At 57.9% G+C, this 23,701-nt stretch carries 21 protein-coding genes; 4 read left to right on the forward strand and 17 right to left on the reverse strand.

The window, feature by feature from the left end:
- Nucleotides 1-12: 12 nt before the first annotated feature.
- Both IFU29_RS08550 and pqqU read right to left on the reverse strand, forming a co-directional pair.
- Nucleotides 13-2,394, reverse strand: coding sequence for a glucose/quinate/shikimate family membrane-bound PQQ-dependent dehydrogenase (locus IFU29_RS08550; protein WP_191933536.1), 2,382 nt, complete (start codon nt 2,392-2,394; stop codon nt 13-15).
- A 140-nt stretch (nt 2,395-2,534) separates the two neighbouring features.
- Entirely contained in the window at nt 2,535-4,682 is a 2,148-nt protein-coding gene (pqqU, locus tag IFU29_RS08555; RefSeq protein WP_191933537.1) for a TonB-dependent receptor PqqU, read from the reverse strand.
- A 465-nt stretch (nt 4,683-5,147) separates the two neighbouring features.
- Between pqqU and IFU29_RS08560 the strand changes: the two genes are divergently transcribed.
- Entirely contained in the window at nt 5,148-5,531 is a 384-nt protein-coding gene (locus tag IFU29_RS08560) for a hypothetical protein (protein WP_244633656.1), read from the forward strand.
- Between the two features lie 19 nt (nt 5,532-5,550).
- Nucleotides 5,551-6,693 (forward strand): iron-containing alcohol dehydrogenase, encoded by a 1,143-nt coding sequence (locus tag IFU29_RS08565; RefSeq protein WP_191933538.1) that lies wholly within the window; start codon nt 5,551-5,553, stop codon nt 6,691-6,693.
- A gap of 145 nt (nt 6,694-6,838) precedes the next feature.
- Here the strand turns inward: IFU29_RS08565 and IFU29_RS08570 are convergent, their stop codons facing one another.
- The 8 genes from IFU29_RS08570 to IFU29_RS08605 form a co-directional block, all read right to left on the reverse strand.
- The gene (locus IFU29_RS08570) at nt 6,839-8,494 is read right to left on the reverse strand and encodes a methyl-accepting chemotaxis protein (RefSeq protein ID WP_191933539.1); all 1,656 of its coding nucleotides are present in this window, start codon (nt 8,492-8,494) and stop codon (nt 6,839-6,841) included.
- Between the two features lie 125 nt (nt 8,495-8,619).
- Nucleotides 8,620-10,206: an ABC transporter ATP-binding protein gene (locus IFU29_RS08575; RefSeq protein ID WP_191933540.1), complete on the reverse strand. Its 1,587-nt coding sequence runs from the start codon at nt 10,204-10,206 to the stop codon at nt 8,620-8,622.
- A gap of 3 nt (nt 10,207-10,209) precedes the next feature.
- On the reverse strand, nt 10,210-11,019 hold the full coding sequence (locus IFU29_RS08580; protein WP_191927250.1) for an ABC transporter permease: 810 nt from the start codon (nt 11,017-11,019) through the stop codon (nt 10,210-10,212).
- A gap of 70 nt (nt 11,020-11,089) precedes the next feature.
- Complete coding sequence (locus IFU29_RS08585; protein ID WP_062745227.1) at nt 11,090-12,079, reverse strand: ABC transporter permease; 990 nt, start codon at nt 12,077-12,079, stop codon at nt 11,090-11,092.
- Nucleotides 12,080-12,085: 6 nt separating this feature from the next.
- Entirely contained in the window at nt 12,086-13,630 is a 1,545-nt protein-coding gene (locus IFU29_RS08590) for an ABC transporter substrate-binding protein (protein ID WP_191933541.1), read from the reverse strand.
- A gap of 60 nt (nt 13,631-13,690) precedes the next feature.
- Nucleotides 13,691-14,593, reverse strand: a complete 903-nt coding sequence (locus IFU29_RS08595) for a homocysteine S-methyltransferase family protein (protein WP_191933542.1) — start codon at nt 14,591-14,593, stop codon at nt 13,691-13,693.
- Nucleotides 14,594-14,798: 205 nt separating this feature from the next.
- Nucleotides 14,799-15,215 (reverse strand): RcnB family protein, encoded by a 417-nt coding sequence (locus IFU29_RS08600; RefSeq protein WP_191933543.1) that lies wholly within the window; start codon nt 15,213-15,215, stop codon nt 14,799-14,801.
- Between the two features lie 167 nt (nt 15,216-15,382).
- Entirely contained in the window at nt 15,383-15,814 is a 432-nt protein-coding gene (locus tag IFU29_RS08605; protein ID WP_062745214.1) for an OsmC family protein, read from the reverse strand.
- 129 nt (nt 15,815-15,943) lie between these two features.
- Between IFU29_RS08605 and IFU29_RS08610 the strand changes: the two genes are divergently transcribed.
- Nucleotides 15,944-16,123, forward strand: a complete 180-nt coding sequence (locus tag IFU29_RS08610; protein WP_062745212.1) for a hypothetical protein — start codon at nt 15,944-15,946, stop codon at nt 16,121-16,123.
- 136 nt (nt 16,124-16,259) lie between these two features.
- Here the strand turns inward: IFU29_RS08610 and IFU29_RS08615 are convergent, their stop codons facing one another.
- From IFU29_RS08615 to IFU29_RS08630, 4 genes are all read right to left on the reverse strand, one after another.
- The gene (locus IFU29_RS08615) at nt 16,260-17,516 is read right to left on the reverse strand and encodes a c-type cytochrome (protein WP_423244820.1); all 1,257 of its coding nucleotides are present in this window, start codon (nt 17,514-17,516) and stop codon (nt 16,260-16,262) included.
- A 4-nt stretch (nt 17,517-17,520) separates the two neighbouring features.
- On the reverse strand, nt 17,521-19,290 hold the full coding sequence (locus IFU29_RS08620; RefSeq protein ID WP_191933544.1) for a GMC family oxidoreductase: 1,770 nt from the start codon (nt 19,288-19,290) through the stop codon (nt 17,521-17,523).
- A gap of 104 nt (nt 19,291-19,394) precedes the next feature.
- Nucleotides 19,395-20,120: a gluconate 2-dehydrogenase subunit 3 family protein gene (locus IFU29_RS08625; RefSeq protein WP_191933545.1), complete on the reverse strand. Its 726-nt coding sequence runs from the start codon at nt 20,118-20,120 to the stop codon at nt 19,395-19,397.
- A gap of 354 nt (nt 20,121-20,474) precedes the next feature.
- Nucleotides 20,475-21,500 carry a LacI family DNA-binding transcriptional regulator gene (locus IFU29_RS08630; protein ID WP_191933546.1) on the reverse strand — a complete coding sequence of 342 codons (1,026 nt, stop codon included), beginning with the start codon at nt 21,498-21,500 and terminating at the stop codon, nt 20,475-20,477.
- Nucleotides 21,501-21,665: 165 nt separating this feature from the next.
- On the opposite strand from IFU29_RS08630, the gene IFU29_RS08635 reads away from it, so the two are divergent.
- Nucleotides 21,666-21,764: a YoaK family small membrane protein gene (locus IFU29_RS08635; RefSeq protein ID WP_137268681.1), complete on the forward strand. Its 99-nt coding sequence runs from the start codon at nt 21,666-21,668 to the stop codon at nt 21,762-21,764.
- Nucleotides 21,765-21,766: 2 nt separating this feature from the next.
- Here the strand turns inward: IFU29_RS08635 and IFU29_RS08640 are convergent, their stop codons facing one another.
- The 3 genes from IFU29_RS08640 to IFU29_RS08645 form a co-directional block, all read right to left on the reverse strand.
- Nucleotides 21,767-22,405, reverse strand: coding sequence for an SMI1/KNR4 family protein (locus IFU29_RS08640; protein ID WP_191933547.1), 639 nt, complete (start codon nt 22,403-22,405; stop codon nt 21,767-21,769).
- Nucleotides 22,406-22,492: 87 nt separating this feature from the next.
- Nucleotides 22,493-22,705 carry a cold shock small protein YmcF gene (gene ymcF, locus IFU29_RS22790; RefSeq protein ID WP_423244822.1) on the reverse strand — a complete coding sequence of 71 codons (213 nt, stop codon included), beginning with the start codon at nt 22,703-22,705 and terminating at the stop codon, nt 22,493-22,495.
- Nucleotides 22,706-22,710: 5 nt separating this feature from the next.
- Complete coding sequence (locus IFU29_RS08645) at nt 22,711-23,652, reverse strand: LysR substrate-binding domain-containing protein (RefSeq protein ID WP_191933548.1); 942 nt, start codon at nt 23,650-23,652, stop codon at nt 22,711-22,713.
- Between the last annotated feature and the right edge of the window lie 49 nt (nt 23,653-23,701).

The raw sequence follows: 23,701 nt of genomic DNA on the forward strand, positions 1-23,701 counted from the left end.
TGACGTTAAGGCTTATTTGCTGTCAGGCAGCGCATACGCTTTCACGTAATCGCCCAGCTTAGTTCCAAACGAACCGTGACCACCGGCCACAATCAGCACGTACTGTTTGCCGTTCACTTCATAAGTCATTGGCGTAGCCTGGCCCCCTGCGGGCAGACGGGCTTCCCACAGCTGTTCGCCGTTGGAGACGTTAAAGGCGCGCAGGAAGTTATCAGCGGTAGCCGCAATAAAGAACACGTTACCGGCAGTCGTCACCGGCCCGCCCAGCATTGGCATACCCATTTTAAACGGCAGCGGAACCGGTGAGCTGTCGCGCACGGTGCCGATACGTTTTTTCCACACAATATCGTTAGTCTTCAGGTCAACCGCAGAGATATAGCCCCATGAAGGCTGCTTGCACGGGAAGCCCAGCGGCGACAGGAACGGATTCAGCGTCACGCCGTACGGCAGGCCGTACTGCGGCTGAACGCCAGACTCGGTACCGGTACCGCCTTTATCATTCTCGTCCGGCTCGATCGGGTTACCCGGACCGCGTGGGATCAGACGGGAAACAAACGGCAGCGCCATCGGGTTAGTCACCGCCACCTGACGGTCAGTATCGACGGCGATCCCGCCCCACTCGAACATACCCAGGTTACCCGGGAAGACCAGGGTGCCCTGCTCGGACGGTGGCGTGAACGGGCCTTCGTAACGCAGCTGATGGAACATCACGCGACAAATCAGCTGATCGTAAATCGTCGCACCCCACATATCCTTTCCGGACAGGTGAGCTTTCGGACGGAAGCTCAGTTCAGAGTAAGGCTGCGTTGGCGAAACGTGGTCGCCCTTCGCTGCCCCGCCCGGCACCTGCATTTCCGGTGCCGGCACCACAGGCTTACCGTTGGTACGGTTCAGCACAAAGATATCGCCGGTTTTGGTCGGAATATAGATGACCGGCACCTTGTTACCGTCTTTGTCGTTAATATCAGCCAGCGTAGGCTGCGCCGGTACGTCCATATCCCACAGATCGTGGTGAACCGTCTGATAGAACCAGGCCAGTTTACCGGTAGTGGCATTCAGGGCCAGCATTCCGGTGGCGAAACGCTCCATTTCCGGAGTACGGTGTCCTCCCCAGATATCCGGCGTGGACACGCCGATCGGCAGATAGACCAGATCCAGTTTGGCATCGTAAGACGCCGGTGCCCATGAGTTCGGTGAGTTAGGCGTATAGTTCTGCTCGCCTTCCGCAATCACGTTCGGATCTTTCGCGCCCGTGTCAAAGGCCCACAGCAGCTTACCGGTGTTGACGTCAAAACCACGGATCACGCCCGACGGCTCTTTGGTCGAATAGTTATCGGTAACGGCACCGGCCATCACAATCGTTGTGGCGGTCACAATCGGCGGTGAGGTCGGTTCGTAAGAGCCCACTTTGTTATAAGGCAGGTTGCTCTGCAGGTTCAGCTTGCCGTTGTCGCCGAATTCCGGGCACAGCGCACCGGTTTCCGCGTCCAGCGCATACATGCTGCCGTCATTTACCGGGAGCAGGATGCGGCGTGAACACAGCGCAGGCTTGTCGCCCGCAGGCGTTGCCGACGCTTCCGACGTCTGCACATAAGAAACACCGCGACAGGTCACATGCTGGAAGGTTGGGTCCGTCTTCATCTTCGGATCAAACATCCATTTCTGCTTACCGGTTGCCGCGTCCAGAGCAAACAGCTTCTGGTGCGCAGTACACAGGTACAGGGCATCGCCGATCTTAATCGGGGTCACTTCATTGGTGATCTCACCCGGATCGCTGGCCGTCTTCAGGTCACCCGTCTGGAAAGTCCAGGCTTCCTGCAGTTGACCGACGTTGGTCGCGTTAATCTGCTTCAGCGGAGAGTAACGCGTCCCGCCCTGGGTACGACCATAGGCAGGCCAGTCACCCGCAGGAATACCGTCGTCAGCCGGGGCTGCAGCGGTTTGATCCTGACTCAGGGTGCCGTTAATTTCCTGCGGATCGTTAAACACCGAGTAAGCCAGGACGGCAACCACAAACACCAGCACGGCCGACAGCGCCACGCGCGGGAATGATCCGCCTGCACTCAGCGCACGCCAGATAAACGGCAGTACCAGCCACAGGCCAAGGAAGAAGGTGATATCCAGACGCGGCGTCAGCGCCCAGAAGTCCGTCCCCACTTCCCACAGCGACCAGACGGTGGTGGCCAGCAGGAACAGCGCATAGAGCAGCAGCGCTGCGCCACGGCGGCGGTACAGCAGGAAAGCGGTGATCAGCATAACCACACCAGCGATGATGTAGTAGAGCGAGCCACCCAGTTTAGCCAGCCAGATACCGCCAATTAACAGATACAGACCACTCAGGGTGGCAAATATCGCAGTTAACAGGATCAGTATTCTTGATGCTTTACTTTGCATAGTTTGAACCTTACCAAAATTTAAAGACATCGATTGAGCGTGACTGCGTCAGCCCGATCTTTTCAAATACCCGTTTTGTGTTGCCCATCCATCGGGTGTTTTTCACCTGCTGTCTACAGCAGGCGGTTACTGGATTCTGTTCAGAACTGATAAGCCAGCGTTGCCCCACCGCCCCAGTTACGTCCCGGTGCCGGTTCGTAGTAACGATTATTGCCTTCGTTAACGATCACCGAACCGACATACTGGCGGTCAAACAGGTTATCCACGCGGCCAAACAGATCGAGCGACCACTGGCTCCAGTTGAAACGGTAGCCGGTATTCAGGCTGGTCACCGCGTAGGACGGTGCCTGCGCATCGTTCGCGTCATTAGCCTGGATGTTGCTCATATAACGGATCTCCGCCCCGGCGTGCCAGCCGCTTTCCGGCGCATAGGCCAGGGAGGCATAACCCATATTGCGGGCAATCCCCGGCAGGCGGTTGCCCGCAGGCGTACAGCGGGTTCCTGACGCATTGCAGGTCTCATTGCGGTAGGTGGCATCCAGCAGCGTCCACGCCAGCTTTAGCTGCCAGTCCATGGCAAACTGCTGATCAAAGCCCAGCTCCAGGCCACGGCGACGCGTTTCTCCGGCATTTTTGTACACCGCACGGCCTCCGCGGCTGTCATCCACCACCAGCTCATTGTCGGTATCGGTCTGGAACACGGCGGCGGTCAGCAGGCCGAAACCGATGCGGGTTTTGCTGCCCAGCTCAACGGTATCACTGGTGGCCGGCTTCAGGCCCAGATTCAGGCCCGTCTGTGATCCGGAGGTAGAACGGTACGAGAGCTCGTTAATGGTCGGGGTTTCGAAGCCGCGACCGGCCGAAGCATAAAGGTTCCACGCGTCGGTCACCGCATAGTTAAGCGACCCCATCGGCAGCAGCTTGTGATAGCGCGCGCTGCCGCTGTCATCGCCGTTAACGCTGGTTATATAATAGTCGGTAGAATCAAAGTTCACCGTGCTGTAACGCAGACCGGCGTCCAGCGTCCATTTCGGTGTCAGCTGCCAGCTGGTTTGCAGATAGGGATCGAGGTTCCACATGGTATTTTTTTCGTTGCGGCGCTGCTCACCCTTCTCGCCAAACTGGTCAACGCCGTTCACGGTGTTGTAGTTCTGGAAGCCCTGACGGCGTTCGGTCATGGTTTCATAATCAAGACCGCCAATCAGCGTCACCGGCACAGAACCCAGTTGGCCGTCGTGCTTCCAGCGGGTATCCACCCCCTGATATTTACGCTCCAGTACGATCACCCCACCGGGGTAAGTGGCAAGCTGCTGCGTGGCATAAGGAATAGACTGATACTGTGTCGTGTGGCGCTCGCCGTGCCAGGTGGTCAGCGTCAGCTGGTCGTTGTCACTCATATCACGCTGATAACGCAGGCCAATCTGGGTCTGATCGAGGCTCTTACGCGTATTGTACTGATCGCCACGCGGCGACTGACGCGGATTAGCTTCATATTCGGCAGCGTCAAGGCCACCCGGATCGTTAGCATCCACGGAAACGCTGTTAAACATCAGCGTCAGGGTACTGACATCATCAAGACGCACACCGAGCTTACCGTTACCGAGGTTTTTCTGCGTACCGCTGTGGTCGCGGAAGCCGTGGGTGGTAAAGCGCGAACCGGAAATCGTGTAATTCACGTCCCCCGCCTGGGTGCCATCACCGGTGGCACCGCTGGCTTTTACGCTGTTGCGCCAGGAGCCAAAGCTGCCAAAGTAGGTACCCGCTTCCAGTGTGGCCGGCTGGCTGCCGGTGGCGGTATCAATATTCACCACGCCACCGGAGGCATTGCCATACAGTGCCGAGTAGGGCCCGCGCAGCACTTCTACCTTGCCCACCGAGTTGATATCGATGTTCGACGTCTGCCCCTGCCCGTCCGGCATAGTGGCCGGAATGCCATCCACATACAGCCGCACGCCGCGCACGCCGTACATAGATCGGCTGCCGAAGCCGCGCACGGAGAGTTGCAGATCCTGAGCATAGTTCTGACGGTTCTGAATTTGCAGGCCCGGCACGCTGCCAAGATTTTCAGACAGGTTCACCCGGGCGCTGGTGCCGCGCAGGTCATCACCGTCCACCACGCTGACGGCCGCCGGGGTGTCCAGTTCGGACAGCCCTTCGCGCTGCTTTATCACCATCAGCGACGGTGCCTCGCCCGACGCGGTCACGGCGGAGGGCTGTGCATAGCTGACAGCAACGGGCGACAGCAGAAATAGCGGTGTCAAAACAACAGCAGAAGTTTTATTAATCACGGGAATTATTCGATGTGGATAAAAGATACAAAAAGTCTCACCCGGCTCCGCCCGGTAAGCGTCCGACATTCCCTGACGTAATACTGTCTTACCCAGCCAGGCAACGCTCAAAAGTATATAACCCCTGAGGCATTTTGCTTACGGCATGAGCAAAAACTCCCTGTAACGCGCTGCCACTCTTTTTCTCTGCCCGCTGCGCGTTACGGCAGGCACTAATGTGACCCAAGTCACAAAACGCGGGCGATTGTAGCACTCATTAATTTGCTTGCGAACTATTGTTAACGGTTTAACTAAATTGATTCACTTTAACGTCACAAAGTGAGGGGTTATTGAAAACGCAGACCTGCAGGGATAGTGAATACTAACTCTCAGTTAAGGCATGACAACACCATGACGCCGGTGAGACGCCGGGCTATAATCATTCTCATAACAACCTATGTGGAACCTCAACCAACAGGATGTACTATGCCATTTTCAGGACGCTGGCCGTTACCGCATTTCCCCTCCCCGCAGACGATGATGCGTACCCTGCTGGCCCCGGCGCTACTGCTGCTACTCAATGGCTGTTCATCCGGTTATCAGGGGCGTGAATGCAGCGGCGAAATTCAGACTCTCAGCGGCCAGCCTCGTGGCAGCGTTCAGGCACTGATTATTGATCGTTTCAACTCCTTCTCGGTTGCCCTGCCGGATCGCCAGCTGGACAGCGGCCCGCTGCTGTCCAGCGATCGCCAGCGCTATATTCCTTCCGCGACCACGGCGGATGGCTGGCTGGCACAGCGTATTTCCGACCACCGTTTTGCGGTGATAAACGCCCCGACCGACCAGGCGATCACCTTTACCTGCCCTTAACCTGCGAGTGCTCCTGCTGATGTCCATCCGTCAACTGATTACCAACCGACACACCTTTTTTGGCCGTGGGAGCGTGCAACAGCTGATCCCCCTGCTGAAGGATCCGGCGCTGCCAACCGTGCTGTTTTGCGGGCAGTCGTTTCTTAACGGCAGTGCCTGGCGGCAGATGAAGGCAGAGCTGGAGCCGCTGCTGTGTGGTATTGAGCGGGTCAGCCATGAAGCTTCCCCGGACGAGATTGACGCCTGGGCGGCCCGCTGGCGGGGCAAGGCCGCGCGGGTGCTGGCCATTGGTGGCGGAAGCGTACTGGATGCAGCAAAAGCCGTTGCCGCCCTGAGCCAGCATCCGTTGCCTACCCTGCGCTATCTGGAAAAAGTGGGTGATACCGCCGTCAGCGGGGCCACGCTGCCGCTGATTGCCGTCCCGACCACCGCCGGAACCGGTAGCGAAGTCACGCAAAATGCGGTGATCACCGATAAAACCACGCTGAATGTGAAGGCTTCGCTGCGTCATGCGAACTTTGTGCCACCGGTTGCCGTGCTCGACCCGGACCTGCTGCGCGGGGCCTCTGACCGCGTGCTGGCCTGCTGCGGGATCGACGCCTTTACCCATCTGTTCGAAGCCTATCTCTCCAACAGCGGTAATGCCTTTACCCGTCAGACGGCCATCAGCGGTATGCAGGCCTTTATGCGCGGCTGGGCGGCCTTTAACCGGAATGACGCAGCGGGAGATGAGGCGCGGGAACAGATGATGATGGCGTCATGGCTTGGTGGCCAGAGCCTGAGTATGGCCGGGCTGGGGGTGATCCACGGCATTGCCGGCGAGCTGGGTGCTATCCGGGATTACCATCATGGGGAAGTGTGTGGCCGCCTGCTACTGCCGTTCCTGCAGATGCTGAGTGAAAGCGATCACCCGCAGCAGGTCGTGCTGATGCAACAGCTGGATGCCGCACTGTTTTCCCGGCCAGATGGCTCCCCGGCGTTACGGCTCGCCAGCTGGCTGACCGCCAATGCGATCATGCCCTTCTGGCAGTCGCCCCCCGCCCTGAGCGCCGGAGATACCGACTGGATCCTGGCGCGATCTAACAGCAAAAACAGCCTGGTGACCTGGAGCAGAGATCAACAGCGCTGGCTGCTGGAACAGGCCTTCTGCGTGGAAGCATAAGCGTCGGGTGATGCGGGTCTGAAACATCCCGCAGCCACGGCGTCAGTATGCGGACAGAGTGGCCGTCAGCAGGTAAGGCAAAAGGGCTGACCGCTACCGCGATCGGCCTCCTGTGTTTCCTGCTGCGCCGGTCAGCCCGTCCGGTTTAGAAGGAACTCCAGTTATCATCTACTGCAGCGGCGGCGGGTTTTGCCAGCCGGGCTGCCGGTGCAATGGCCGGAACTTTCTTCGCTGCCAGCTCCACCGGAACGCGGCGGTCGGCCTGAAGGCGGAATGCCGAGACCAGCTGGTTCAGTGTGGATGCCTGCTCCTGCAACGACTGCGAGGCCGCTGAGGCTTCTTCCACCAGCGCGGCATTCTGCTGGGTCACGGTATCCATCTGACCAATCGCCAGATGCACCTGCTCAATACCCTGGCTCTGTTCCGTGGTGGCAGCCGCCATTTCCCCGACAATATCGGCAACCTGACGAATTGACCCCTGCACTTTCGCCATATTCTCGCCCACGTCTGCCGCCTGCACCGAACCGCTTTCCACCAGCTGCGCCGAGGTGGCAATCAGATCTTTAATTTCGCGCGCCGCCGTAGAGGAACGCTGCGCCAGGTTGCGCACTTCGCTGGCGACCACCGCAAAACCGCGCCCCTGCTCCCCGGCACGGGCAGCTTCTACCGCCGCGTTCAGCGCCAGAATATTGGTCTGGAAGGCGATGCCTTCGATCAGCCCGGTGATATCAGAGATTTTGCTGGAGCTGGTTTTAATTTTTTCCATTGTTCCGACCATCGCCGCGACAGCATTGCCGCTGTGGACAGACAGGTCGTTAGCGGTGCTGGCGAGCGAACTCGCCTGGCGGGCATTTTCAGCGCTCTGTTTCACCGTATCGTTAAGGGTACTGATACTGGCTGAGGTCTGCTCCAGAGAGGCCGCCTGCTCTTCAGTACGTGCCGAAAGATCTTCATTACCCGCAGCAATCTGGGTTGAGGCAGAACTGACCGACTGGGCGGAAGAAGTCACCGACCCCAGTACGCCGGAGACGCGGGCCATCAGGCTGTTAAACGCGGCGGCCGTTTTACCAATTTCGTCGTTGCGCGTGGCATCTGCCTGCTTGCTGAGATCGAGCGACTCGCTGACCAGCACCATCAGGTTCTGCATACCGTTCAGGCTGTTACGCACGCTGAAAATGGTTTTGATCGCCAGCAGCCCCAGCACGATAATCGCCGTGCCGGAGAAAATCATTACCCCCCAGAACACGTTGCCGTAGATCTCCGTATTCTCCCGGCGCAGCTCATTACTGGCATCGATATTCAGTTGGATCTGAGCCTGCAGGCCTGCTGATAACTTACGGACGGCAGCCCCCACCCCGCTTTCACCCTGCAGCAGCGGCAGCGAACGGGCGTCGTCATGCGAACGAGACGCAGTGATAAATTCTGGCAGAGCAGCCTGAATCAGCGTAATGCTGTTCAGCGCATCCTGCGTCATAGCGCGATCCGTATCGTTGGAAATATCATTGGCCAGATAGTAATCGGTCAGGGTTTTTAACTGGCCGATAATCTGCTCAATTTTAGTCTCAACTGCAGGCTGTTTGCTGCTGTCGTTTTCACTCTGATGCTCATACAGCGCCAGACGCAGCTCACTGGCGGCACCGATAGTTTTATCCAGATCTTTGATGCTGGGAATGGCGTTAACCTGCACAAACTCAAAGCGCGACTGGAAGCCGCTTAATGCCGAGAGGGAATACGCCGACAGCGCGATTAACGACAGCGCCAGTAAGATGAAAATGACGAACAGCCTTTTGGTAATGGTCATGCTGAATCCCCTGAAGATATGCAGATTTTCTGGCCGATCTGTGTCGGCCATCAAAGCAGGGTTATCGGTCATTCAGCGACGTAACTTTATCCATTCCCGGTTTCTTTCGTGTTTATTTTCTGTCGTCAGGTGACGGGGGCGCTGGCCTCCGCTAACCATCCCGGCCGCATTTCCGGTACGGAGCGCAGCAGTCGGGCGGTGTAATCATCCAGTGGGTCAGTGAACACCTGCTCCAGCCGCCCCTGCCGTACCACCCGACCGTGACGCAGCACCATGACCTCATCCGCCACCGCCCTGACCACGTGCAGATCGTGAGTGATAAACAACAGCGACACCCCGGTCTCTGCCTGCAACTTTTTCAGCAGTACCAGCACGTCGCGTCCGACCAGCGGATCGAGGGCCGAGGTCGGTTCATCGCAGACGATAAGCGATGGTTCTACCGCCAGCGCGCGGGCGATGCAGACGCGCTGTTTTTGCCCCCCGGAAAGCGCATGCGGATAGCGCCCGGCGAACAGCGGTGACAGCCCGACTTTTTCCAGCAGCTCTGTCACCCTGGCTTCGCGCTGCGGCGCGGAGAGTCCCGTCAGGCAGACCATAGCCCGCTCGATCTGCAGCCCGATGGTCAGACGCGGATTCAGTGCCGTATCAGGGTGCTGATGGATCATCTGCACCTGCTGCATCTGCTGCCGCGAACGCTGGCGTAACTGCGGCGGCAATCGCTGGCCGTTAAAGGTGATCTCGCCCTCAGACGGAGACACCAGCCCGCAGACCGCCCGGCCAAGCGTGGACTTGCCCGCCCCGGACTCGCCGATCAGCGCCAGCGTGCGTCCGCGCCCGATCGTGAGCGTTACCGCGTGGATCACCGGGTCATCGTGATAGTGGATACTGATATCGCGCGCGCTGAGCAGCGGCAGTGTCGCACTGCGTGGCTCATGCGGCTCACCGTGGCTGTGTAACAGATCGCGGGTGTAGGCTTCGGCAGGCTCTGCCAGCAGGGTCGCCGTCTCTCCGCTTTCCACCTCACGGCCGTGCCGCAGCACCATAATGCGCTGACTGAGCTGGGCGACCACCGCCAGATCGTGGCTGATATACAGCGCGGCCACACCGGTTAACCGGATAACCTGCTGGATGGCCTTCAGCACTTCCAGCTGGGTGGTGACATCCAGCGCGGTGGTGGGTTCATCAAAAACAATCAGCTCCGGCCCGGCGCAGATGGCCATCGCGATCATCGCCCGCTGAAGCTGACCGCCGGACACCTGGTGTGGGTAACGATGGAAAAAGGCCTCCGGCTGCGGTAGCTGCAGCTGGGCAAAGATCTCTACGGCGCGGCGGATAGCGGTCTGCCGGTTAAAGACCCGGTGGCGGAGGGCACTTTCAATCACCTGTTCGCCGATTTTTTTCGCCGGGTTAAACGCGGCGCTGGCCGACTGCGCCACATAAGCAATTTTAGCCCCGCGGATCCTGCGCCACTGACGCTCAGACAGTCCGGTGAGCGTCTGCCCGGCAAAGTGGATCTGCCCGCCGCTCAGGGTCATGCCATGACGAAAGTGGCCGAGCACCGCCTGACCGATCGTCGACTTGCCGGCCCCAGACTCCCCAATCAGTCCCAGTACCTCACCTTTGCGCAGGGTAAAGGTGATATCGTCCACCAGCACGGCATGACCGGCGGTGACACGCAGTTTTTCCACGCTTAACAGCGGCTGTTCGTTCATATTCTACTCCTGCCAGCTACGGCTATGCTGGCTTAACAGCCAGTCTGCAACGCTGTTTAACGCCAGCGCCAGCACGGCAATGGCCGCGCCGGGGATCAGGGCCGCCCATACGCCAAACAGGATGCCGTCTTTATTATCACGCGCCAGCCCGCCCCAGTCGGCGGTCGGTGGCTGAATGCCCAGCCCGAGGAATGACAGCGCCGACAGAAACAGCAGGATAAAGATAAAGCGCAGGGCAAATTCGGCCACCAGCGTGGTAAAGGCATTCGGTAAAATTTCGCGCCACAGCACCCAGCCAGGGCGCTCACCGCGCAGGCGGGCAACTTCAATAAACTCCTGAGCGGCAATATCCAGCGCCAGGGATCGCGCCACGCGCAGCACGCGGGTCGACTCCAGAATTCCCAGTACGGCGACAATCACCGGGATGGTCTTCGGCAACATTGCCAGCACGACCAGCGCCAGGATCAGCGTGGGAATGGCCATCAGAATATCGTTGAGTCGGGAGATGAGCTGGTCAACCCAGCCCCGGTAATAACCGGCCAGAAAACCCAGCGACGTGCCGATGGAAAACGCCAGCAGCGTGGCCACCGCGCTGACGCTGAGTGAGGTCCGCGTGCCCCAGATCAGGCGGGACAGCAGATCGCGCCCGAGATTATCCGTCCCCAGCCAGTTTTCGGGGGTCACGCCGCTCCAGGCACTGCCTACCACCTCGCCGGGCGCATAGGGGGCCAGCCACGGTGCCAGCAGCGCGACCAGAACAAACAACACCAGCGCGGTGGCACCGGGGAGCACAGCAAGTTTCAGCCTAAACATCCACATCAGTTCCTTGTCAAACCCCGCCGGCCTGGTTCAGCACCCGCAGGGGATAAAGCATCGCTATCGGTTAGCGGCTGTGGCGCAGGCGCGGATTGGCCAGCAGAGTGACCAGGTCGGCCAGCAGATTCAGCAGAATATAAATACCGGCCAGCAGCAGTGCGCAGTCCTGGATCACCGGAATATCGCGCTTGCTGATGCTGTCCACCATGTACTGGCCGAGGCCGGGATAAACAAAGACGTTTTCGACGATCACCACGCCCACCATCAGCCAGGCGAGATTTAGCACGATGACGTTGATAATCGGCCCCCAGGCGTTGGGCAGGACATGGCGGAACAGAATGGCAGAGGGCGACAGCCCTTTCATCAGCGCAGTGTCGACATAGGCCGCATTCTGCGCGCTGACCAGCGCGGCCCGCGTCATATTGCTCATATGGCCGAGAATGGCAAAGATCAGCGTCATACACGGCAGGGCTATCGCCAGCAGCCTGTCGCCGGGCGACATACCGTCGGCAACGCTGCTGTTGCTGGGCAGCCAGAACAGGGTAATGGAGAAAACCAGGATCAGCAGATACCCCGAAAAGAATTCCGGCAGCGACACCGCCGCGCGGGTAAACAGGTTCAGCAGACGGTCAATCCAGCTTCCCTGATAGCGCGCCGAGACAAAGCCAATCGTTAGCGCCAGCGGCACCGCGACGATGGCGGTGAAAAAGGCCAGCGACAGCGTATTGGCCAGACGATCCAGCAGCACCGGCGCTATCGCTTCCCGGCTGGTAAAGCTGTGGCCGAAATCGCCGCGCAGTACCCCGCCCAGCCAGCTGAGATAGCGGCTTACCGCAGGCTGATCCAGCCCCAGCTGCTGATTCAGTGCCGCCACCGCCTGCGGCGTCGCGGACTGGCCGAGGATGGCCGTCGCCGCATTACCCGGCAGCAGCTGAATACCGGCAAAAATCAGTATCGACACCAGCCACAGCATCACCACGCCCGCCAGCAGACGCTGGCCGGTCAGTTTTAACAGAGGAAAGTGGCCCTTCCCCCGACGTTCACGGAGTTCACTCATCAGCGCTTATGCAAACCACACTTTTTCTGCCGCGCGATTACCGCTCATGGTAAAGCCCGGAATGGCCACAAAGCCCTGAATTTTACTGCTGGCGGCATCCAGTGCATCGGCATACAGCGGAATGATTTCGCTGCCCTTCTCCACCAGCATGACCTGGATATCATGGTAGATCTGGCGGCGTTTCTGTTCGTCCTGTTCGCCGCGTGCGGCCGTCACCAGCTGATCAAACGCCGGCTCCTTCCACTGTGACTCATTCCACGGAGCGTTACTGGTGAAGACCAGCGACAGGAGCGCATCTGCCGTCGGGCGCAGCGACCAGTTGGACGAGACAAACGGCTTTTTCATCCAGACATTATCCCAGAACGCATCGTCCGGCACGCGTTCGACCTTCAATGGAATGCCCGCCCGCTCAGCGGAATTCTGATAGAGCTGTCCGGCATCCACGGCCCCCGGGAAGCCCGCCTCAGCGACAGATAACACCAGAGGGCCACTGAAGCCGGCTTTCTGCCAGTGATATTTGGCTTTTTCCGGGTCATACGGACGCTGTGGAATATCTTTGGCAAAGTACGGACTGGAAGGGAAGATCGGGTTATCGTTCGCCACCGTGCCATAACCGCCGAGCACGGTTTTGATCATCTGTTCGCGATCGATGGCATATTTCAGCGCCAGACGACCATCCAGGGAGTTAAAAGGTGCGGCGGTTGCCAGGCCCGGGAAGGTGAAAATCTGGCTGTCGCGCGAGCGCAGCAGCTGGATAGACGGCATATTTTTCAGGCGGTCAACAATACGCGGATTCACACGGTTAATCAGATGCGCAGAGCCGCTGGCAAGGGCCGCGACACGCGCCGTGGAGTCACTCATCGCCAGCGTTTCAACCGAATCCACGTGCCCACGGGCCGGGTTCCAGTGGTTCGGGTTGCGCTTCACCAGCGCACGCACACCGGGCTTAAAGCTTTCCAGAATAAACGCCCCGGTGCCGATCCCTTTATCAAAACTCTCATTCTCTGCAGTGATGGCAAAGTGGACATCACTCAGTAGCGCAATGAATTCGACGTTCGGCTCTTTCAGCTTAATCGTCACCTGATGGGGTGCCGTAGCTTCAAGGGATACCACCGGTTCCAGATAGCCTTTCACTGAAGAGCTGGATTTTTCATCACGATGATGGTTAAGCGAATAGACCACATCTTTTGCCGTCAGGCTGCGGCCATCATGAAACTGTACGCCCTGGCGAATCGTCAGCACCCAGGTCTTGCTGCCGTCGCTGGTCTCCCAGCGCTCGGCCAGCGACGGGGTGATTTTGCCGTTTTCATCGACTTCAGCCAGGCAGTTGAACAACTGGGAACCGACAAAGTACATATAGGATTCAAACCAGAACGCCGGGTCAAGACGGTCGGTACTGGAGCCGTTATCCATGCCCACAATCAGGTGGCCGCCTTTTTTTGGCGTGGCGGGCACGGTTTCCGCCGCCCAGAGAGAGTGCAGCGGCAGGCTGGAACAGGCTGCGGCGACAGAGAGAGCCCCGGTAGTTTTGATAAAGTCGCGACGATTCATAATGGTGTGTTTCCTGATTTTTATTGTTGTTTTCCGCCACAGCGGTAGAAGATCGGGTGTTTACTTCAGTGCTGATGCCAGGCGTTGAATATGCTCCGGGCCAATACCGCAGCAGCCGCCGACCAGCGTCGCTCCCGCAGCCACCCACTCCTGTGCCCAGTGCAGATAACCTTCCGGGTGAGTATCTTTACGCAAACCACTCAGGCCTTCATTCGCGCCACCGCCGTTACTGCCGTGCTCGAACGCATTAGCATAGACACCAATACCCGCTGGCGACCCCAGTCGCTGCAGGGCTGCTGCCGCCTGCTCTATCGCTGACAGCATCACTTCCGGGTGGCTGCAGTTAAACAGGATGTTTTCTGCCCCCAACGCCACCGCACTGGATACGGCAGCGTCGATGCTCTCCCCGGACCGCAGAGTGCTGGCTGGACGGGGATGATCAGGGTCATCATGTAAGCTAAATGACAGCCACAGAGGCTGAGGCTGGGCCGCCACGGCCTGCTGTATGGCGTCGGCTTCTGCAATGGAGCTGATGGTTTCCCCCAGCCAGACATCCACATACGGGGTCTGGGCCTCCACCAGCACGCGATGGATTTCCAGTGCGCGCCCGGCGTCAAAAAGATCGGGACGGTAAGACCCCAGAGCCGGTGGCAGGCTGCCCGCGACCTGAACCGGATGGGCAGCGGCATCGGCCGCCTGCCGCGCCAGCTGTCCTGCCAGAGCGGCAAGACGTTGACCATCGGCGGCAAAGCGTTCGTCACCAATATGGAAGGGCACAACAGCATAACTGTTAGTGGTGAGCGTTTCTGACCCGGCAGCCACATAGCTGTCATGGACCTCACGCACGCGCTCCGGCGCCTCATACAGCGCCAGCGCCGACCATTCAGGCTGACGGAAAGGCGCTCCCACACGGGCCAGTTCGCGTCCCATTCCGCCATCGAGGATCTTAATATGCTGCGTCATCGGCCTGTTCCTGTTCAGATTTGTCTACTGCCTCCATGCTACACAAATCGATGGCTATATGTCCAGACGTCTATAAGGCGAAATACGGGATAGTTAATATTGGCAGAGGATAATCATTGCAGACGATAGGTTGGGGGGAACTGCGCTCAGAAAGAAACAGGGTAAGGCAGATTGCCGGTGGCGGGATGCCACCGGCAGGAGTGCATTAATGGAGACCTGATAAATTGCCCAACAGGATCGCGGTGATCACCCCCGTCGCGGCGGCAATCAGCACGTAGTTGCCATCAACATAGGCCCAGTGCGCGCCGTGGGGCGGTTCATACAGCCCGCGATCGCGCCAGTCATCAACGCGGTAATCGTCTCCACGGAAGCGTTCCGGGGCCGGGTGACCGCGACGGAAGTCATGACCGTTCCAGGCAAAGTGGTCACGCTCCTGCGGACCACCGCGACGGCGATCGTCACGATCGTCATGACGGTCACTGTGACCGCGGTGCTCCTGTCCGCGATCCTGCTGCCACTGGGGCTCAGGACCGCGACCCGGGCCATCGGCAAAGGAGAGGGTGGAAAAAAGAGTGCTTGCTGTGAAAAGGCTAATCAGTAAAGTCAGTGTTGTTTTTTTCATATTCGTATCCTCAGGTTGCTCACGGCCTGCTCACTGCCGCACAACAAATATCGGGGATACTGCAACACTTCCCTATCTCACGAACTCCTAAAACCCGCTGGTTAGCGCTTTTTTTTCACCGTCTTAACGCAATCCTTACCCTGCCCGCTGAGCCCGCCCGGTCAGGCTTAGTTTTCCAGCTGATAGTCGAGGGTGATCTCAGCGCTGAGCAGTTTTGACACCGGGCAACCGGCTTTCGCCTGCTGAATAATCGTGTCAAACGCAGCTTTCTCAATGCCTGGCAGTTTCACCTTACTTTGCAGCGCCACTTTGGTGATGGCAAATCCGCCATCTACCTTATCCAGTGACACATCGGCGGTGGTATCAATGCTTTCCGCCGTATGGCCGGCATCGCCCAGCATCAGTGAGAGCGCCATGGAGAAACAGGCAGCGTGCGCAGCCCCAATCAGTTCTTCCGGGTTGGTTCCTGCTTTACCTTCAAAGCGCGTGTTAAAACCATAAGGCTGCTGGCTTAATGCCCCACTCTCGGTTGAGATGGTGCCTTTACCCTGCTTGATATTGCCTTCCCAGTGCGCCTGTCCTTTCTTATGAATGGTCATTGTTTATTCTCCGGTTATTTAACATCAGCTACCAGTATAGCCACCGTGCCAGAGACTGCGGAAAAATAGCCCACTTGCAGAATATTCCGGGCTGACAGACACTGTCAGTCCCCCTGTCAGGAGAAGACCATGTTTAAACCAGATGATTTTGTACAGTCCAAAACCGGCGGCCCCAAAATGCAGGTGCTGCGCGTCGATGGCTCAACATTGTATTGCGCCAGGGTGAATGATGCGGAGAAAAAAGAGGTCGCGGTAGCCGCTGATTCGGTCAATCTTTATCATGAAGAGGGCGATTTCGGCGTCTGCTGAGATCGTTCATTAATCAAAAGGGGCGACCGTTACAAGGTCGCCCGCTGATGAATAGCCGGAACAATTACCCGCGGCGTATCGCGGGGTGATCAGCCTCTGTTTTCAAAAGAGCGTGCAATAAAATAACCGGTACGGGCTATTTCTTCAGACTCTCCCTCACCTCTTTCACCTGCCCTGCGCTCACCGCATCCGCCTTGTTACTCCAGCCCTGACGAATAAAGGTCGCCAGCTGCGCCACCTCCTCATCGCTCAGACGGCTGGCGAAGCCCGGCATCACCAATGTGGACGGCGATTTAGTCGTAGAGGGCTGCTGCGCCCCGGCGAGAATAGTGTGGATCAGGCCGGTCGGATCACCGGCATTAACGAGTGTGCCCTGGTCCAGCTCCGGGAAGATACGCGGCGCGCCCTTTCCGGTGACGAAGTGGCAGGCCCCACAGTTATCCAGATAGAGACGCTCGCCGGTGGTCAGGTTTTTTGCCGCCGTCAGCTTCGCTTCGGTGGCACTCACCGTCCGGTCTGAGGACGGCACCGCCGGCTGGCCGCCGGTAAACTTCAGGTAAGCCGCGATTGCTTTCAAATCCGCTTCCGTCATCCACGACGTGCTGTGCTCAATCACCGAGGTCATCTCCCCGCCTACCGCGGCTTTGTCATTACGCCCGGTAGCCAGATAATCCACGGTTTCCTGTTCGGTCCATTTTGGCAGGCCCCGCAGCGACGGAACTTCCCAGCCATTCAGATTGCCGCCGGAGAGGAACCTGCTGTCGCTGCTGTCGAGTGCTTTCTCGTTCATGCCAATGCCGCGCGGCGTGTGGCAGCTGCCGCAGTGGCCGAGGCTTTCCACCAGATAGGCCCCGCGATTCACCTCTGCCGTGGCCCCGCCAATTGGCCGGAACGGCTCATCGCTGGCAAATGCCCAGTTCCAGAAGCGCATGCCCCAGCGCTGGCTGAACGGGAAGCTGAGATCGGTCTCCGGCGGCTGTTCGGCGCTCGGCTTCACGCCCTGCATAAAGTAGGCGTACAGCGCGTGCATATCCGCATCGGTGATTTTAGCGTAAGCCGGATACGGCATTGCCGGATACAGGCGGGTACCATCCGGCAGCACACCTTTGCGTACCGCATCGGAGAACTGCTGCTCGGTATAGTCACCGATACCGTGCTGTTTATCCGGGGTAATATTTGTGGAGTAAATCGTGCCCAGACTGGATTCGATCGCCAGCCCGCCGGAGAACGCCGGTTTCCCCGCTACCGTATGGCAGGCGCCGCAGTCGCCCAGGCGCGAAATATATTCACCCTGCCTGACCAGGCTGTCGTCAGCCTGTACCGAGGCAGCAAAGGCCCCCGCCAGCAGCACGGCGTTGGCAAGCAGCAGGCGTTTAAAGTTCATCATCGTCATCTCCTTATGCCTGCACCATCGGGCCGGGGTTTTTCAGGTAGATCTCTTTGATCGCCTGCGCGGCCATCAGGGTGATCGCACCGATGGTATCGGTCGGGTTCGCCTGGAAGTTCTGCGGGAAGGCGTTACCGCCCGGCACAAAGACGTTATGCACATCCCAGCTTTGCAGGTATTTATTCAGCGCCGAGGTCTGCGGGTTGTCACCCATCACCGCGCCACCGACGTTGTGCGTTGACACGTATTTGGTCAGGTCAAAGTGGGCGTCCATCGGCAGGAAACTTTCACTGTAGCTGTCCGGATTCAGCTCTTTGGTGATATCGCTGACGATGCCTTTCAGGTGTTGCTGTAATTTCAGTTCGTTCTGTTTCCAGTCGAAGGTCATGCGCAGCAGCGGGTAGCCGTAGTCATCGGTGTAGTTCGGATCAAGGTCGAGATAAATATCACGATACGACATGCAGGTGGTGGTAATGCTGATCTTCATTGAATGGCCGTACCACTCTTCCATCCCCTCTTTCCAGCCGGTTCCCCAGGCGGGTGTGCCTTTTGGCAGTGCGGTGCTGATCGGCGTCCCGGTGGCCTGTGAACTGTGGATCTTGGCACCACCAATAAAGCCCAGCCCCGGGCCGTCAAAGTTACCCGGCGAGATATCGTTAAACATCTGTCCGGTCGCCCCGGCGGTGGCAAACGGGTTAAAGTTTTTATCTTTAAAGAACAGCGTGGCACCGCCGTTGCTGAGGAAAGCGTAGTTACGGCCAATCACCCCGTCTTCCGTGATCGGATTATACGGTTTGCCAATGCCGGACAGCAGCATCAGGCGCACGTTGCAGAACTGGAAGCTGCTCAGAATGACGATTTTCGCCGGCTGGAAGCACTCGTTACCGTCTTTGTCGATGTAGATCACCCCTTTCGCGGTTTTCTTATCGTCATGCAGTACCACCTTCATCACGTTGGCGTGGACTTCATAGGAGAAGTTATCCATCCGCTTCAGGGCATCCATAACCGCCGTCTGTGGTGAGGCTTTGGAGTAGTTCAGGCAGGGATACTTACTGCAGTAGCCGCAGTAATTGCACGGGGCAATCTGGTTGCCGTACGGGTTAGTCCAGGCGCGGGATACACAGGCTGACGGGTTCGGGAACGGGTGATAACCCAGTTTTTTCGCCGCCTTCACAAACATCGTATTATTCAGCGTATCGTCCAGCGGTGGCAGCGGGAACGGATTCGCGCGCGGCCCCTCAAACGGATCGCCACCTTCGAGGATCTGGCCGCGCAGGTTGCCGGTCAGGCCGGACTGCCCGCAGATCATCTCAAACTTCTCGTAATAGGGTTCGATCTCTTCCCAGCTGAACGGGAAGTCCATAATGCGCATGTCGTCCTGCAGCACACCCGGGCCGTAGGCCTGGTCAGCGTAAGTTTTCAGCTTGAGATCGGTTGGCGTTGGACGGATCAGCACCGCCGTCCAGTGCAGGCCGGAACCGCCCACGCCGTTACCCGGGCAGAATGCGCCCCATTTACGGGTCGGCAGCGCGGTCTGACTCATATTGTAACGCACGGTCACCGCCGCTTCGGCCGGGGTGGCCATCACTTTGTTTCGCACCGCATAGGCGTATTCATCGGCCGGTTTCGGGTAAGCGAACTCTTCATAACCCCGATCGGCACCGCGCTCCAGCGCGCGGACTTTCAGCCCGGCCATCGCCAGCTCAATACTCATCAGCGAGCCAGCCCATCCCAGCCCGACAACAACGACGTCGACTTCTTCTTTATTAATTTGAGACATATTTAACCCTATCAACCCTTATCGTTTCGCGTGCAGGCGTCTTAGCGCCAGCGCAAAGTCGTGGGGGTGTCATTGACAAAAAAACGAACAGACACTCAGCAAACTCAGGCGCGTTCGCCCTTAATGCTGACCGGGCCTAAGGGATACGGGATGTTGTGCTGCTTCACCCATTCCAGATAGCTGGCACGCGCGCCGGGGAAGCCAATGGCAATCCAGGCTTTCATCCCTTTATTGCCGCCGTACATCGGGTCAGAGAGATAACCATGCTTGGCATCGGAGAGCAGACCGCTGAAGAACTGGGAGGCTTTCAGGTCAGGCTCGCCAAGATCGGCGAAGTGGATATCGTTTTTTTGCAGCTGGGTCAGGACGCTGTCTTTATCCTGCTGGTTAAGCTGATGGAAAGGCTTCTGATGGTGCTGCAGGCACCACTGATGAGTCAGTTTGATGCCGATCTTGTAGATTTGCTGCGGACGGAAGGGGATCTGATACCCCATGGTGGCCGGTGCCTGGGGATTAAACGGCCCTTTCATATAGATCTCATCACCCAGATCGGTATGCATCTGCTGGTCGATAAAGATCGGCACATTGGTTTCCAGTGCCCCTGGAGCTTTGCCTTTCCCTCCGGCGGGGATCAGGCTGTCACAGGCGGCCAGAATAAACTGCCATTCATCGCTGCTGAAGAAGATCGGCTGGTAGTCTGCCAGTTCCGGGGCGGCCATTTCGGCAGCCTGGGCGGCAGTCAGTCCCTTAAAGACCATCTCACCCAACGGCAATGCCAACAGCGACCCGAGTAAGAACTTACGGCGGGTAGTTTCTTTTTGAAGGAGCATTTTTACGACTCTCACACACTGAGAAAATGGCATCCGCGCAGCGGATGTCATTAAGGTTAAAGAACTGTTTTTATCTGTTTACATTGCCGCAATCTTAACCATACAAAGATGTCAAAATGTAAAAATTGGAGTGTTAATGTTTAAAGTTAAGAGCAGGTATTTCTCCTAACATTTCATAACAATGCCATCATGAAATGCAGGGGTTAAAGGCAGGGATTTAGCAGAAATTCGCGCACGGGATGGTAAAAAATGCAGGGAAATCCCGCATAATTAGTTTTTATCAGAAATAATAACCACAAGAAATAAAGTCATATAATTCTTGATTCATCCCGCCGGGTTTGACGGTCACTGGCCCTAACCGGAGTCCCTGACCTTGAGGGTAAAGCCGAGATCGATCACCAATTCGGCCGGTACCTGGCCCTCAATTTTATCGGCCAGCAGGGTCGCCGCCTCTTCGCCCATCTTCACCCGGTCAATCGCCACGGTGGTGATCGACGGCCGGTTCGCCGCCGCGAAAGCAAGGTCACCAAAACCAATGACGGCCAGCCTCGCGGGGACGGCCAGTCCGCACGCCTCCGCTTCCATGATCACCCCCTGGGCCAGGGTATCTGAGCTGCAGATAATGGCGTCAAACCGTTCTCCCCGCGCCAGCAGCTGGCGCATGCCCTGCCTTCCGGCATCAAGTGAGGTCGGCACCGGCGCATTGACGCCGCGTATGCGGCAACCCGGCTGTCCCTGCATCACATCAGAGAGTCCCTTACGCCGCTGCAGGGCACGCCGATCGCTCGCCCAGACCAGCCCGAGATTGAGATAACCTTTTTGCAGGCAGTAGTGCCCCAACTGCGTGCCAATCTTCTCATGAGAGAAGCCCACCAGCATATCCAGCGGTGTCGGGGTCAGATCCCATATCTCCACCACTGGCAGGCCAATATTCAAAATGGTTTTTCTCAGCTCGGGGCTGTGATGAATGCCGGTCAGCACTATGCCGTCGGGGCGGCGCGAGAGGATAGTCGCGACAATGGAGGCTTCATTATCGGCAGAATAGCCGGTGATGCAGAGCAGCATATGGTAGCCACGCTGCGCCAGCCGGTCCCCCAGCGCCTGCACGGTGTCGACGAACATACTGTTATTAATCTGCGGCACCACTACGGCGATCAGGCGGCTGCGCTTTGATGCCAGCCCCCCCGCCAGCATATTCGGGATATAGCCGGTGGCCTGTATGGCCTCCATCACCCGGGCCACGGTTGCCGGGCGCACCACCTGCGGCTTATTAATTGCCCGGCTGACGGTCATCGGAGAGAGCCCGGCCACCCGCGCGACATCCTCCAGCGTTGGATTTTTACTGACGGCGGCCCCACGTCCCTCATCATGATTTTGCATCGGCTTCCCGGCGGCTAAAATGTTTGCGCTATCATTTTCGCATAAAACCCTGCGGTGAAACAGGGATCGGTGGCCGTGTCGGGCAGCACGATGAATATGTTACACTCAGCCGCGCACGGGAAGCTGACTTCCCGCTTTCCCTTACCCCACTGAGTGTGAAATGCCATGAATAAAAGAGCGATTGCCCCTACCCTGATTTTTATTGCCGCGATGGCATTTCTGGTGTGGTTTATTGCCTCTGGCGCAGCGATGCCGGGTAGCTGAGATCAGGACGCGGAAGGATCCAGGGCAACCTGTGAGCCGTCCGGCCGGTCGCGCATCTGTACGGCAAACAGCGCACGGGTGCGCATGGCATCCACACTGCGTACCGCATGAAGGTTATCCGGCACAAATTCCCCACCCAGAATAAACGGGATTTTCGGCAACAAACGGTAACCCGCAGGCAGTGCCCCGTGCTGATCCTGCCAGTCCTGCGCCAGCGGATAACCGGTTAATACTGAATAGTCTTCAAGGATCAGGGCACTCCAGTGCTCAAGGCTTTCGGCCATCCAGCTAAACTCGCCGGTTTCCGGTTCGAAGCTGAACACGCCGCCCTGCCGCAGGCAAAACTGCACGCCAAAGATATCTTCCGCAAAGAACAGCGCGTCACGCGCCAGATCCTGGAAAGCCTCTATCCACAGCTCAGGCTGGTTCCACTGCTGCAGGCCGGGCTCATTTTCCACCGCCTGCCACGGAAAGATATGCAGGGCAGAGACAAAACCATAGCAGCCGTTTTTCGCGGTCAGCAGTTGGCGAAGCTCTCCGACCAGCGCGGGATCTGCCGTCGTGATGATGGGCATATCCTGCGGGGTGGCTGCCAGGCTGTCACTACAGAGGGAGAGGAGTTTTTCAGTTGAGGTGGTCATCATACGGCCCTGGAATATTGACGGTTAACGGGGATTAGCCGCTAAGGTTAACATCAACAACAGGCCTGGGGAAAACGCTCGACGGGTTTAGTTTTGTGCTGTGCTCGCGGGACGACAAACCATCTGGGCTTTACAGAAAATGCAGTTGGCACCATGGGGATTTTTAGCGGTGATACTGAAAGGCGAAAAGCGGAACTGGCAGCCGTGACAAGACGGACACTGATATTTAATATTTTGGATAATAGACCTACATATTTTTATTTTAAGAGAAAATTTGGTAATGAGCGTTGAAGTTAACACAGTTTTTACATTCCGTCTGTTTTATCTTCGCGATGCAGCAAATCCTGATACAGCGTGCTTAAGGCTCCCCCCACCAAAAACTGCTGCCTGATCCACTGCGTGACCTGACCGCTGGCCGGTTCCCGGGTGACCAGCAGCAGCCGGGATGCCGGTCGGGGATTCCTGACCTCCCGCGTTACCAGCGCGTCGCCCGCTTCCCTGACAAGGTAGTCCGGCAAAAATCCGATCCCTTCCCCCAGAATCTGACACTGACATTTCGTCTGGAAGTCCGGCACCAGAATAACCTCCTGCCCGTGGAGCAGCCAGCCAATACGCTGATTCAGGGTAAGGGCCGTGTCCGCGACCATAATATTGGTAAAGCGCCGCAGTGCGTTTTCGCCAATCGGCTGCGGCAGCACCGCCAGTGGATGATCGGGCGCAATCGCGAACTGCCAGTGTACGCTGCCTATGTCGGCACACGTAATGCTGCCACCCTGCGGCGGGCTGTCCGGCGCGCCGATAGCGATGGTCGCCTGGTGATGGATAAAAGCATCCCAGACGCCATTGTAAACCTCATGAGTGACGGTCACCTGACAGGTGGGAAAGGCCTTTTTCAACAGCTGTAGCAGGCGCGCAGTGTGGCGGGGCGTAAACAGCAGATGATTGATGCAGATACGTACCCGCGACTCCACGCCCCGGGCAATGGCATCCACTCCCTGTTTTATTGCCCCAAAATCCGCCAGCAGCGCCAGCGCTTTTTGGTGAAAATAGTGGCCTGACTCCGTCAGCTCAACGCGGCGGGCGTGGCGTATAAAAAGCGACACCGCCAGACCGGACTCCATGCGCTTAATGGCGTAGCTGATGGCAGAGGTGGTCACGCCCAGCTCAATAGCGGCCTGGCTGAAACTGTGGCAGCGCACAACCGCCGTGAATACCTGCAAATTTTCTTCGTTAAATATCGAGTTCACGCGGCGTTTCCTCCTTCACTCTGCGTTGATTATTATTCAACAATAACCC

Source organism: Erwinia persicina (assembly GCF_014838825.1).
Classification (GTDB): domain Bacteria; phylum Pseudomonadota; class Gammaproteobacteria; order Enterobacterales; family Enterobacteriaceae; genus Erwinia; species Erwinia persicina_A.

Bases quoted from the DNA above. Each gene is read 5' to 3' on its own strand.
- IFU29_RS08630 (WP_191933546.1), bottom strand. From the start codon at position 21,500: ATGCAAAATCATGATGAGGGACGTGGGGCCGCCGTCAGTAAAAATCCA.
- IFU29_RS08590 (WP_191933541.1), bottom strand. From the start codon at position 13,630: ATGAATCGTCGCGACTTTATCAAAACTACCGGGGCTCTCTCTGTCGCC.
- IFU29_RS08610 (WP_062745212.1), top strand. From the start codon at position 15,944: ATGTTTAAACCAGATGATTTTGTACAGTCCAAAACCGGCGGCCCCAAA.
- IFU29_RS08595 (WP_191933542.1), bottom strand. From the start codon at position 14,593: ATGACGCAGCATATTAAGATCCTCGATGGCGGAATGGGACGCGAACTG.
- IFU29_RS08550 (WP_191933536.1), bottom strand. From the start codon at position 2,394: ATGCAAAGTAAAGCATCAAGAATACTGATCCTGTTAACTGCGATATTT.
- IFU29_RS08580 (WP_191927250.1), bottom strand. From the start codon at position 11,019: ATGTTTAGGCTGAAACTTGCTGTGCTCCCCGGTGCCACCGCGCTGGTG.
- IFU29_RS08565 (WP_191933538.1), top strand. From the start codon at position 5,551: ATGTCCATCCGTCAACTGATTACCAACCGACACACCTTTTTTGGCCGT.
- IFU29_RS08605 (WP_062745214.1), bottom strand. From the start codon at position 15,814: ATGACCATTCATAAGAAAGGACAGGCGCACTGGGAAGGCAATATCAAG.
- IFU29_RS08560 (WP_244633656.1), top strand. From the start codon at position 5,148: ATGCCATTTTCAGGACGCTGGCCGTTACCGCATTTCCCCTCCCCGCAG.
- IFU29_RS08600 (WP_191933543.1), bottom strand. From the start codon at position 15,215: ATGAAAAAAACAACACTGACTTTACTGATTAGCCTTTTCACAGCAAGC.
- IFU29_RS08635 (WP_137268681.1), top strand. From the start codon at position 21,666: ATGAATAAAAGAGCGATTGCCCCTACCCTGATTTTTATTGCCGCGATG.
- IFU29_RS08625 (WP_191933545.1), bottom strand. From the start codon at position 20,120: ATGCTCCTTCAAAAAGAAACTACCCGCCGTAAGTTCTTACTCGGGTCG.
- IFU29_RS08620 (WP_191933544.1), bottom strand. From the start codon at position 19,290: ATGTCTCAAATTAATAAAGAAGAAGTCGACGTCGTTGTTGTCGGGCTG.
- IFU29_RS08585 (WP_062745227.1), bottom strand. From the start codon at position 12,079: ATGAGTGAACTCCGTGAACGTCGGGGGAAGGGCCACTTTCCTCTGTTA.
- IFU29_RS08640 (WP_191933547.1), bottom strand. From the start codon at position 22,405: ATGACCACCTCAACTGAAAAACTCCTCTCCCTCTGTAGTGACAGCCTG.
- IFU29_RS08615 (WP_423244820.1), bottom strand. From the start codon at position 17,516: ATGACGATGATGAACTTTAAACGCCTGCTGCTTGCCAACGCCGTGCTG.
- IFU29_RS08575 (WP_191933540.1), bottom strand. From the start codon at position 10,206: ATGAACGAACAGCCGCTGTTAAGCGTGGAAAAACTGCGTGTCACCGCC.
- IFU29_RS08570 (WP_191933539.1), bottom strand. From the start codon at position 8,494: ATGACCATTACCAAAAGGCTGTTCGTCATTTTCATCTTACTGGCGCTG.